The 11,917-nt window shown below is 60.8% G+C and carries 6 protein-coding genes and 3 rRNA genes; all 9 read left to right on the top strand.

The annotated features are described in order from the left end of the window. The first annotated feature begins 11 nt into the window (after positions 1-11). On the top strand, positions 12-1,274 hold the full coding sequence (gene tyrS, locus H0193_RS02240; RefSeq protein ID WP_181888370.1) for a tyrosine--tRNA ligase: 1,263 nt from the start codon (positions 12-14) through the stop codon (positions 1,272-1,274). 619 nt (positions 1,275-1,893) lie between these two features. Then, positions 1,894-3,410 (top strand): 16S ribosomal RNA (locus H0193_RS02245). Between the two features lie 400 nt (positions 3,411-3,810). Then, positions 3,811-6,897, top strand: a 23S ribosomal RNA gene (locus tag H0193_RS02250). 172 nt (positions 6,898-7,069) lie between these two features. Then, positions 7,070-7,187: ribosomal RNA gene (gene rrf, locus H0193_RS02255) — 5S ribosomal RNA — on the top strand. The 16S, 23S and 5S rRNA genes sit together here, the layout of an rRNA operon. A 1,071-nt stretch (positions 7,188-8,258) precedes the next feature. Then, positions 8,259-8,984 (top strand): tetratricopeptide repeat protein, encoded by a 726-nt coding sequence (locus H0193_RS02260; protein ID WP_370642053.1) that lies wholly within the window; start codon positions 8,259-8,261, stop codon positions 8,982-8,984. A 4-nt stretch (positions 8,985-8,988) separates the two neighbouring features. Then, complete coding sequence (locus tag H0193_RS02265) at positions 8,989-9,972, top strand: HAD-IIA family hydrolase (RefSeq protein ID WP_181888372.1); 984 nt, start codon at positions 8,989-8,991, stop codon at positions 9,970-9,972. Then, positions 9,963-10,148, top strand: a complete 186-nt coding sequence (locus H0193_RS02270; RefSeq protein WP_181889680.1) for a hypothetical protein — start codon at positions 9,963-9,965, stop codon at positions 10,146-10,148. The genes H0193_RS02265 and H0193_RS02270 overlap by 10 nt, the downstream gene beginning before the upstream one ends. A 22-nt stretch (positions 10,149-10,170) precedes the next feature. Beyond that, on the top strand, positions 10,171-10,995 hold the full coding sequence (locus H0193_RS02275) for a TlyA family rRNA (cytidine-2'-O)-methyltransferase (RefSeq protein WP_181888373.1): 825 nt from the start codon (positions 10,171-10,173) through the stop codon (positions 10,993-10,995). After that, the gene (locus H0193_RS02280; RefSeq protein WP_181888374.1) at positions 10,996-11,916 is read left to right on the top strand and encodes an NAD kinase; all 921 of its coding nucleotides are present in this window, start codon (positions 10,996-10,998) and stop codon (positions 11,914-11,916) included. Position 11,917: the final 1 nt, after the last annotated feature.

Below are 11,917 nucleotides of genomic sequence, written 5' to 3' on the forward strand. Positions count from 1 at the left end.
AGAAAGCGACCATGACTTCCACCAACATCATTGATGAGCTGACCTGGCGAGGGCTGATCAACCAGTCCACCGACCTAGACAACCTGCGCGAAGCCGCGCAAGCGCCGATCACCCTGTACTGCGGCTTCGACCCGACCGGCCCGTCGCTGCACGCCGGCCACCTCGTGCCGCTTCTGATGCTGCGCCGCTTCCAGGAGGCCGGCCACACACCGATCGTGCTGGCCGGCGGCGCCACCGGCATGATAGGCGATCCGCGCGACGTAGGGGAGCGGTCCATGAACTCCGCGGACACCGTGAAGGATTGGGCGGAGCGCATCTCCGGCCAGCTCAAGCGCTTCGTGCACTTCGACGGCGACAACGCCGCGAAGCTGGTCAACAACAACGACTGGACCAAAGACCTCAGCGCGATCGAGTTCCTGCGCGACATCGGCAAGCACTTCTCCCTGTCCACCATGCTGGGCCGCGAGACGGTGAAGCGTCGCCTGGAAAACGACGGCATTTCTTACACCGAGTTCTCCTACATGTTGCTGCAGGCCAACGACTTTGTGCAGCTGCGCCGCGCGCACGACTGCATCCTGCAGATCGGCGGCGGTGACCAGTGGGGCAACCTTGTGGCCGGCGTGGACCTGAACCGCCGCATCGACGGCGCGCAGACCCACGCGCTGACCGTTCCGCTGGTCACCGATTCCGAGGGCAAAAAGTTTGGCAAGTCCACCGGCGGCGGGTCCCTGTGGCTCGACCCGGAGATGACCAGCCCGTACACCTGGTACCAGTACTTCGTGAACACCGCGGACGCCGACGTGATCCGCTACCTGCGGTGGTTCACCTTCCTGGACCAGGAGGAGCTCGCCCGCCTAGAGGTCGAGGTGGAGGAGCGTCCGTTCAAGCGCGAAGCGCAGCGTCGACTTGCCCAGGAAATGACCGACCTGGTCCACGGCGTAGAGGCGCGCGAGGCCGTCGAGCTCGCATCCCAGGCGCTGTTCGGCCGCGCCGAGCTTGCGGATCTGGACGAGGCGACCCTCGCCGCGTCGGTCTCCGAGACCGACGTCTTCGAGTTCTCCGGCGAGACCACCATCGTGGATCTGCTTGTCGGCGCAGGTCTCGCGGATTCCAAGGGTGCCGCCCGCCGTTCCATCAAGGAGGGCGGCGCGTACGTGAACAACGTCCGCATCGAGGACGAGTCGTGGGCACCCACCGACAACGACTTCCTCCACGGATCCTGGCTGGTGCTTCGCCGCGGCAAGAAGAACTTCGCGGGAGCGAAGCGCGTCTAGCAATCTGCTTTACGACGAGCTAACGCCCAGGCCCGGATTTACCATCTGGCCTGGGCGTTTTGTGTTGTATCTAGCTTCGTGGTTATATATCCATCCGTTGCTTCTGAGCGGTTCGGCCGCTTGGAGGGAATGGTTTAAGTGAATAGGGGTTACGTTCTGGTTAACCGGGGTTTAACGTGAGTTTGACTTTTGGTTGGTTGGTTGTGTAGCTTCTGACGAAGCCGCTTTTTCCGGCTGGGGCCGTGTTTGGTTCTGGTTGGTGGGTGTGCTGGTGTTGTTTGAGAACTCGATAGTGTGCCAATGTACTTTTGTTGCGTGGGTGTGTTTGCCTGCCTTTTTGTGCACTGTGTGGTGTGTGCCCTGTTGTGGGTGTGTGCCGGTGGTGGCGTGGTTGAATTCCAATGATGGATCGCGTCATCTGTTTGGTTCAGTGTGCGTGGGGTGTGGTTGAACATGTTTCACGTATATTTTTGGCCAGCCTCCTTTTTGCCCCGACGGGTTGGGGGTTGGTTGTTGAACCTTTGTAATTTTTGGATTTTGCCAGTCCAGCACTTTGTGTTGGTTGGTTTGTTTTTGGTTGGGTTTGGGCTTTTCACGGCCTGTTTCTGCTGAAACTGTTTTTGTGGAGAGTTTGATCCTGGCTCAGGATGAACGCTGGCGGCGTGCTTAACACATGCAAGTCGAACGGAAAGGCTCCTGCTTGCAGGGGTACTCGAGTGGCGAACGGGTGAGTAACACGTGGGTGATCTGCCCTGCACTTCGGGATAAGCCTGGGAAACTGGGTCTAATACCGGATAGGACGATGGTTTGGATGCCATTGTGGAAAGTTTTTCGGTGTGGGATGAGCTCGCGGCCTATCAGCTTGTTGGTGGGGTAATGGCCTACCAAGGCGTCGACGGGTAGCCGGCCTGAGAGGGTGTACGGCCACATTGGGACTGAGATACGGCCCAGACTCCTACGGGAGGCAGCAGTGGGGAATATTGCACAATGGGCGCAAGCCTGATGCAGCGACGCCGCGTGGGGGATGACGGCCTTCGGGTTGTAAACTCCTTTCGCTAGGGACGAAGCGTTATGTGACGGTACCTGGAGAAGAAGCACCGGCTAACTACGTGCCAGCAGCCGCGGTAATACGTAGGGTGCGAGCGTTGTCCGGAATTACTGGGCGTAAAGAGCTCGTAGGTGGTTTGGCGCGTCGTGTGTGTAAGCCCGCAGCTTAACTGCGGGACTGCAGGCGATACGGGCATAACTTGAGTGCTGTAGGGGATACTGGAATTCCTGGTGTAGCGGTGGAATGCGCAGATATCAGGAGGAACACCGATGGCGAAGGCAGGTCTCTGGGCAGTAACTGACGCTGAGGAGCGAAAGCATGGGTAGCGAACAGGATTAGATACCCTGGTAGTCCATGCCGTAAACGGTGGGCGCTAGGTGTGAGTCCCTTCCACGGGGTTCGTGCCGTAGCTAACGCATTAAGCGCCCCGCCTGGGGAGTACGGCCGCAAGGCTAAAACTCAAAGGAATTGACGGGGGCCCGCACAAGCGGCGGAGCATGTGGATTAATTCGATGCAACGCGAAGAACCTTACCTGGGCTTGACATACACCAGATCGCCGTAGAGATACGGTTTCCCTTTGTGGTTGGTGTACAGGTGGTGCATGGTTGTCGTCAGCTCGTGTCGTGAGATGTTGGGTTAAGTCCCGCAACGAGCGCAACCCTTGTCTTATGTTGCCAGCACGTTATGGTGGGGACTCGTGAGAGACTGCCGGGGTTAACTCGGAGGAAGGTGGGGATGACGTCAAATCATCATGCCCCTTATGTCCAGGGCTTCACACATGCTACAATGGTCGGTACAACGCGTCTGCGAGCCTGTGAGGGTGAGCTAATCGCTGTAAAGCCGGTCGTAGTTCGGATTGGGGTCTGCAACTCGACCCCATGAAGTCGGAGTCGCTAGTAATCGCAGATCAGCAACGCTGCGGTGAATACGTTCCCGGGCCTTGTACACACCGCCCGTCACGTCATGAAAGTTGGTAACACCCGAAGCCAGTGGCCTGTCATGGGAGCTGTCGAAGGTGGGATCGGCGATTGGGACGAAGTCGTAACAAGGTAGCCGTACCGGAAGGTGCGGCTGGATCACCTCCTTTCTAAGGAGCTTTTATTTGTGTGCCCGCAGTTGTGGGTCATTGGTTGTGTGGTTGAGTCGCCGAGTGTGCGACTGCCACGGAAGTATTTTGCCGGGTGGAGACACACCTTCAAGGTCATGGTGGCATCGTCTGGATGGTGGTGCGTCTGGCCTGTGAAGGGTTGTGCTCACATGGTGTTGGTTGGTGGTCACACCGGTTTGCGTGACAAAAGATTATGCGTTGGTGCACTGTTGGGTGTCTGGGGCAGCACAAGGTTGTTCCTGTTGGGCCCTCATGTCGGCTGGCTGCTTGGTTGTGGTTGGTTGTGTGTGGGGGTTGTGTTGTGTGAGAACTGTATAGTGGACGCGAGTATCTTTCTTTTTTGTGTTTTGGTGTTTGTACCTTGATTGTTTGTGTGTCCGTGTGTTTTGTTACGGGCGTATGGTGGATGCCTTGGCATGCTGAGCCGATGAAGGACGTGTGAGGCTGCGTTATGCCTCGGGGAGTTGCCAACAAAGCGTTGATCCGAGGATGTCCGAATGGGGAAACCCAGCACCAGTTGTGTGGTGTTACCCGCAGGTGAATACATAGTCTGTGTGGGGGTTGACGCGGGGAAGTGAAACATCTCAGTACCCGTAGGAGAAGAAAACAATTGTGATTCCGTGTGTAGTGGCGAGCGATAGCGGATGAGGCTAAACCGTGTGCGTGTGATACCTGGCAGGGGTTGCGTGTGCGGTGTTGTGGGGCGCAAATGGTGCAGGCTGTCAACTGCACGCGCAATGCGCACATATCAGCGGAAGCATCTGGGATGGTGCGCCGGAGTAGGTGAAAAGTCCTGTACGTGAAGGTGTGTGTGGTTGTGTGGTTTGTGTTTTCCCCGAGTAGCAGCGGGCTCGTGGAATCTGCTGTGAATCTGCCGGGACCACCCGGTAAGCCTAAATACTCAGTGTGACCGATAGTGAATTAAGTACCGTGAGGGAATGGTGAAAAGTACCCCGGGAGGGGAGTGAAAGAGTTCCTGAAACCATGCGCTTACAATCCGTCAGAGCACTTTTTTGTGTGTGATGGCGTGCCTTTTGAAGAATGAGCCTGCGAGTCAGCGGCATGTCGCGAGGTTAACCCGTTATGTGGGGTAGTCGTAGCGAAAGCGAATCCGAATAGGGTGTTTGTAGTGGCATGTCCTGGACCCGAAGCGGGGTGATCTACCCATGGCCAGTGTGAAGCAGCTGTAAGAGGTTGTGGAGGCGCGAACCCACTTAGGTTGAAAACTGAGGGGATGAGCTGTGGGTAGGGGTGAAAGGCCAATCAAACTCCGTGATAGCTGGTTCTCCCCGAAATGCATTTAGGTGCAGCGTGATGTGAGCTTGCCGGAGGTAGAGCTACTGGTTGGTTGAGCGGGACTATCATCTTAGCGACGTCAGCCAAACTCCGAATACCGGTTTATAGTGGTGCATTGCAGTGAGACTGTGGGGGATAAGCTTCATAGTCGAGAGGGAAACAGCCCAGATCGCCGGTTAAGGCCCCTAAGGGTGTGCTAAGTGGAAAAGGATGTGGGATCGCGAAGACAGCCAGGAGGTTGGCTTAGAAGCAGCCATCCTTGAAAGAGTGCGTAATAGCTCACTGGTCGAGTGGTTCCGCGCCGACAATGTAGTGGGGCTCAAGCACACCGCCGAAGCCGCGGCAAACATTTTTGTTTGGGTAGGGGAGCGTCGTGTGTGGGGTGAAGCCGTACCGGAAGGAGCGGTGGACTGCATGCGAGTGAGAATGCAGGCATGAGTAACGAATGGCAAGTGAGAATCTTGCCCGCCGGATGACTAAGGGTTCCTGGGTCAAGTTCGTCTTCCCAGGGTGAGTCGGGTCCTAAGGCGAGGCCGACAGGCGTAGTCGATGGTTAACGGGTTGATATTCCCGTACCCGTATATGCGCGCCCAGTATCGAAGCGGTGATACTAACCACCCTGACCCGCCGACCGTTGCCATCCTTCGGGATGGTTGGTTGGTGGTGATGCGTGGGGCCTGATCCGTTGTAGGTCAGTGATGGGGTGACGCAGTGAGGTAGCCGAGCCGCTGATTGGATTGCGGTGCAAGCGTGTGGCACGACACCACGGTAAATCCTGGTGTTTTTTGTGTGAGGCGTGATGCGTAGCCCTTGCTTGGGTGATGTTGGTGATCCTGGACTGCCGAGAAAAGCCTCTAGCGATGTGCGTATACGGCCCGTACCCATAACCGACACAGGTGGTCAGGTAGAAAATACTCAGGCGAGCGGGTGAACTGTGGTTAAGGAACTCGGCAAAATGCCCCCGTAACTTCGGGAGAAGGGGGACCCGCACTAGTCAAGCACTTCACGTGCGGCAGCTGGTGTGGGTCGCAGAGAAGAGAGGGGAGCGACTGTTTATCAAAAACACAGGTCCGTGCGAAGACGGTTAAGTTGATGTATACGGACTGACGCCTGCCCGGTGCTGGAAGGTTAAGAGGACCTGTTAGGACGTCATGTCCGAAGCGGAGAATTTAAGCCCCAGTAAACGGCGGTGGTAACTATAACCATCCTAAGGTAGCGAAATTCCTTGTCGGGTAAGTTCCGACCTGCACGAATGGCGTAACGACTCCCCTGCTGTCTCAACCACAGGCCCGGTGAAATTGCAGTACGAGTAAAGATGCTCGTTTCGCGCGGCAGGACGAAAAGACCCCGGGACCTTCACTATAGCTTGGTATTGGCATTCGGTGCGGTTTGTGTAGGATAGGTGGGAGACGTTGATGCATGCACGCTAGTGTGTGTGGAGTCGTTGTTGAAATACCACTCTGACCGTAGTGGATATCTAACCTTGGCCCATGATCTGGGTTGGGGACAGTGCCTGGTGGGTAGTTTAACTGGGGCGGTTGCCTCCCAAAATGTAACGGAGGCGCCCAAAGGTTCCCTCAGCCTGGTTGGCAATCAGGTGTTCAGAGTGTAAGTGCACAAGGGAGCTTGACTGCGAGACTGACTAGTCGAGCAGGGACGAAAGTCGGGACTAGTGATCCGGCACCTACTTGTGGATGTGGTGTCGCTCAACGGATAAAAGGTACCCCGGGGATAACAGGCTGATCTTCCCCAAGAGTCCATATCGACGGGATGGTTTGGCACCTCGATGTCGGCTCGTCGCATCCTGGGGCTGGAGTAGGTCCCAAGGGTTGGGCTGTTCGCCCATTAAAGCGGCACGCGAGCTGGGTTCAGAACGTCGTGAGACAGTTCGGTCTCTATCCGCCGCGCGCGTTGAAACTTGAAGAAGGCTGTCCCTAGTACGAGAGGACCGGGACGGACGTACCTCTAGTGTGCCAGTTGTTCCGCCAGGAGCACGGCTGGTTGGCTACGTACGGAAGGGATAACCGCTGAAAGCATCTAAGCGGGAAGCCTGTTTTAAGATGAGGTTTCATTTGAGGTTCCCAGAAGACGACTGGGTTGATAGGCCGGACCTGGAAGCACAGTAATGTGTGGAGGCGACCGGTACTAATACACCAATAAACACACGCATCGTCGCACACCAACCAAGGGTGTGAACACCGCGAAACGAACACAAACAAGCAAAACACTCGCGTCCACTGTGCAGTCACTGACACAACACACCAACCCGAAGAAGTGGTTGGCCGACAAAAATTGCATACACACGCTGAACACTCAGCGCCGTGCATACCCCCACAAGGTGTGTCGGTGGTTGATGGCGGCGGGGAAACGCCCGGTCCCATTCCGAACCCGGAAGCTAAGCCCGCCCGCGCCGATGGTACTGCCCCCGGGAGGGAGTGGGAGAGTAGGTTACCGCCGACCCAACAACTTCACACACAGCACCCGCCACAATCACCTGCTTGCGGCGGGTGCTTTTCTGCATGCTCACTACTCGGCCGGCGTAGCCACGCTGCTCGCGTGTACTCCCGCATTGCAGGCTTCCGCATTGCGGACAACCACACCCCCACCAACAATTGGTGTGCACCCACGGATTGTACGAATCAACAAAACACCCCCGCCGACGCAAAACCGACCTGGGCAAACGCGGCGGCGTCGTCGATTCGTCCACAACCGGTGCCCCGCATGGCCTCCTCGTCGCCCTCTAGCGCTTGCGGACTTCCGCATTGCGGACAACACCGAGCTCGCCAATAATGGGTACGAACCAACCAATGAACCCGGCGGGGAAGTGGCGGTCTCGTAAATTCTGACAACGGTGATCCACGACCTTGGGAAACAGCGGGCGAAAACCGTCCGGTCGTCAACTTCTACGAGACCACCCCAGCCCGCCGCCGTTGCGGATTTCCGCATTGCGGAGAACACCAGTGTCACCAACAATGGGGGCAGACCCACGAATTGTACGAATCGACAACGCGCCCCACTTGCCCGATAATCCACCTGGGGAAACGTGGACCCGCCGTCGATTCGTGCACAATCGGCACCCAAATGGGCAGGTTGATCCCAGATATTGACGCAGTGAGGCCGGACGGGGTGGGGGAAGGCGCAGGTGGTGGGAGCCAGATGTGCCCGGGTGCATGGCTTTCCTATAATGGTCGAGATTAGAAACGGAGGTCCCCAATGGCAGATGTGGACGAAGGAAGAGGGCAGGAGCGCTCTTTCGGTGACAACGGTCGCGAGGACCGCCCGCATAGGGAGCGCGGTGGTCGTGACGCCCGCAACCGCGATGGTCAGCGCGGGGCTCGCGGAAACGACTCCGATCGCGGAGAGCGCCGGGGCGAAGGGCGCCGGGGTCAAGGTCGCGGTCGGGATGGGGACCGTCGACGTGGTGAAGGCCGAGGCGAGGGCCGAGACGGACGGCGCGGCGAGCGTCGGGGCGACGGCCGCCGTGGCGAGGGTCGCGGACGCGACGGGGACCGTCGCCGGGGTCGCGGTGGTGTGCGCCACGACCGTTCCAACCCGCGCCGCGAGGGCTTCCGCGAGGACCGCATGGTGCAGAAGGAGCTGGAGCCTGATCTGCCGCAGGGCCTGGAAATCTCCGACTTGGACCCGTCGGTGCTGCAGGATTTGAAGGTGCTGTCGAAGGATAATGCGGAGCGCGTCGCAAAGCATATGCTCATGGCGACCGACCTGCTGTACGACGACCCACAGCTTGCGCTGCAGCACGCCCGCGCCGCGAAGAACCGCGCGGGACGCGTGGGCGTGGTGCGCGAAACCAACGGTGTGGTGGCGTACCACGCCGGCGAGTGGAAGGAAGCACTGTCTGAGCTTCGTGCCGCGCGCCGAATTTCCGGCGGTCCCGGTTTGCTTGCCGTGATGGCGGACGCGGAACGCGGTCTTGGGAGGCCGGAAAAGGCACTGGAGCTCGGTCGCAGCCCCGAGGCACGCGAGTTGGACGAGGAAGGCCAGATTGAGCTGGCCATCGTTCTGGCTGGTGCACGCCACGACCTTGGGCAGCACGACTCGGCGGTGGCGCAGTTGCAGCGACTGAACCCGTCGCTGGATTCCCAGGGTTTTGAACAGGCGCGGCTGAGCTACGCCTACGCAGATGCGCTCTTGGCCACCGGCGAGAAGGCGGAGGCGAAGCGGTGGTTCGAGCACGTTGCCAAGATTGACGTGGACGGCATGACCGACGCGTCCGAGCGTGTGGCGGAGCTGGGCTAGAGCGATGACGCTTGCGTCGTACCATGACGGCCTGCTGCTGGACCTCGACGGCACTGTCTGGTCTGGCGGTGTGGCGATTGAGCACGCGGTCGAGGCGATTAACGCCTCCGGGCTGCCGGCGATGTACGTGACCAACAACGCTTCGCGCAGTGCCAAGGATGTCGCGGAGATGCTCCGTGCCATTGACTTGCATGCGGGTGAGGAGGACGTGCTCACGTCCGCGATGGCGGCGGTGAACATGGCGGAGCGCTACCTCGAGAAGGGGGACGCAGTCTACGTCGTGGGTGCGCCGTCGCTGCGACAGCTGGTCCAGGACTCCGGCTACCGGGTCGTGGACAGCGCCGATGATGCGCCCAAGGTGGTGCTGCACGGCCACAACTCGGACACGGGGTGGCGCGAGCTGTCGGAGGCGGCGCTGAGCCTGCAGCGCGGGGCGAAGTACCTGGCCACGAACCTGGATACGTCGCTGCCGATGGAGCGCGGCTTGATGGTTGGCAACGGGTCCATGGTCGCGGCGGTGACCTCGGCGACCGGCGTCGTGCCTGAGGCTGCGGGCAAGCCGGAGCCGGCGATGTTCACCCAGGCGGCGAAGTCGCGGGGCATGCAGACACCGCTCGCTGTGGGCGACAGGCTGGACACCGATATTGCAGGTGGCGTCGCCGCTGGCATGCCCGCGCTGCATGTGCTGACCGGGGTTTCTGGCCCGTACGCGCTGCTGCAGGCGCCGCCCGAACACCGGCCGACGTACATCGCCGCGGACATGCGCGGACTGAGCGAGCCGACGGAGGCACTCGCCCCGGGCGCGCAGGAGGGCTTCGAGGCGCGTATCGACGGCTCCGCCATCGTCCTTTCCGGCGGCAACCCCGGCGCCTCCAGCTTGGCTGCGCTTCGGACTGCCCTCGACGTGGCGTGGCGGCAGCCCGAGCCGCCGGCCGATGTGCGCGAAGAGTCAGATGCCGCTGCGGTAGCCGTCGCGAAGTGGTGGTGACGCAGATGAGCCCTGCGCCGATTCCCCGCGACCCGCGCGCGCCCAAGGTCAGCGCCGAGGAAGTCACCGAGCGTGTCGAGTCGATTCTCGCGGAACCGACTGAAGGCCTTGCGGCAGAGGTGGACGCGCTGACCCGGGCGCACGCGGTGCTGCACGAAGCGCTGTCCGACAGATAAGCAACGAAAGGGGGCCGCTACCGTGGCACCGAAACGCACCCGGCTCGACGCGGAGCTGGTCCGCCGCAAGATTGCGCGCTCGCGCGAGCAGGCGCAGTCGTGGATCAAGGAAGGCCGCGTCCAGGTGGGTGGCTTCACGGCAACGAAGCCGGCGACGGTGGTGGAGCCGGAAGCGTCGATCAAGGTCAACACCGACGACGTGGACGATTGGGCGTCGCGTGGTGCGCACAAGCTGCTTGGCGCGCTTGAGGTGTTTGGCGGGGGCGGGCTGGTCGTCGAGAAGCGAAAGGCGTTGGACGCTGGTGCCTCGACCGGCGGGTTTACTGATGTGCTGCTGTCGCGCGGCGCGAGCGAGGTCGTCGCGGTGGACGTGGGTTACGGCCAGCTGGTGTGGCGGCTGCAGAACGACGAGCGTGTGCGCGTGCTGGACCGCACGAACATCCGCAACCTCACTCCGGAGATGATGGGCGGGCCGGCGGATCTTATGGTGGGCGACCTGTCGTTTATCTCGCTGAAACTAGTGCTGCCGGCGCTTGCGGAGTGCATGGTCGACGGCGCGGACATGCTGCCCATGGTCAAGCCACAATTCGAGGTAGGTAAGGACCGCCTCGGCAGCGGCGGCGTGGTGCGCTCGCCGGAGCTGCGCGCGGAGGTCACGCTGGACGTCGCGCGTTTTGCGCAGTCGCTGGGATTGTCCGTGCGCGGGGCGACGGCGTCCCCGCTGCCGGGTCCGAGCGGCAACGTGGAATACTTTCTGTGGCTGGTCAAAGACGGGGGTAAGCACAAGCTTGACGACGACGCACTGGCCGCGCTGGTCAACCGCGCGATCGAGGAAGGACCGAAGTAGATGGGTGAGACGACACGCCGCGAGATCCTGCTGGTGCCGCACCTGTTCAGGGCCTCCAACATTGATTCGGCGGCGCGGGCGGCGCAGCTTTTGCAGCAGGCGGGCATTGAGGTCCGTCTGCTCGAGCAGGAGCAGATGGACGTCATCGAGACCAACCCTGTGCTGTGTGGGCTGACGCGCGCGAAGGCGGACGATTCCGCTGCCGCGGGCTGCGAGTTGGTGCTTGTGCTCGGCGGTGACGGGACGTTCCTACGTGCGGCGAGCTACGCGCGGGCGCAGGACATCCCGGTCCTTGGCATCAACCTGGGTCACGTGGGCTTCCTCGCGGAAGGGGAAGCATCGAGCCTGGAAAAAGTCATCGGCCAGGTGATTGACCGTTCCTACCGCGTGGTTGAGCGCATGACGCTGGATGTGTCGGTGATCGGCGAGGGCGGGGAGGTGCTCGGCCGCAGCTGGGCGCTCAACGAGTGCAGCATTGAAAACTCCGACCGCACCCGCGTGTTGGACGCGACGCTGGAGGTGGATTTCCGGCCGGTGTCCTCCTTCGGCTGCGACGGTGTGCTTATCTCCACGCCGACAGGCTCGACAGCGTACGCGTTTTCCGCGGGCGGGCCCGTGATGTGGCCGCAGCTCGACGCGATCCTGGTGGTGCCGAATAACGCGCACGCGCTGTTTGCCAAGCCGCTGGTGGTGGCGCCGACGTCGACTGTGGCGGTGGAGTCGGAGCAGCAGACCACGCAGGCCGTGGCGGTGATGGACGGGCAGCGCCGCCTGACGGTGCCCGCCGGTTCCCGCGTGGAAGTGGCGCGGGGCGAGCGCGGGGTGCGCTGGGTACGCTTGGACGACAGGCCGTTCACGGACAGGCTCGTAGACAAATTCCAGCTCCCGGTTTCCGGGTGGCGCGGCCCGCGCGGGGCTTGAA

The organism is Corynebacterium haematomassiliense (assembly GCF_013978595.1).
GTDB lineage: Bacteria > Actinomycetota > Actinomycetes > Mycobacteriales > Mycobacteriaceae > Corynebacterium > Corynebacterium lehmanniae.

What these genes read in the sequence shown, in the direction of transcription:
- H0193_RS02280 (WP_181888374.1), top strand. Translation starts at nt 10,996, where the DNA reads ATGGGTGAGACGACACGCCGCGAGATCCTGCTGGTGCCGCACCTGTTC.
- H0193_RS02265 (WP_181888372.1), top strand. Translation starts at nt 8,989, where the DNA reads ATGACGCTTGCGTCGTACCATGACGGCCTGCTGCTGGACCTCGACGGC.
- tyrS (WP_181888370.1), top strand. Translation starts at nt 12, where the DNA reads ATGACTTCCACCAACATCATTGATGAGCTGACCTGGCGAGGGCTGATC.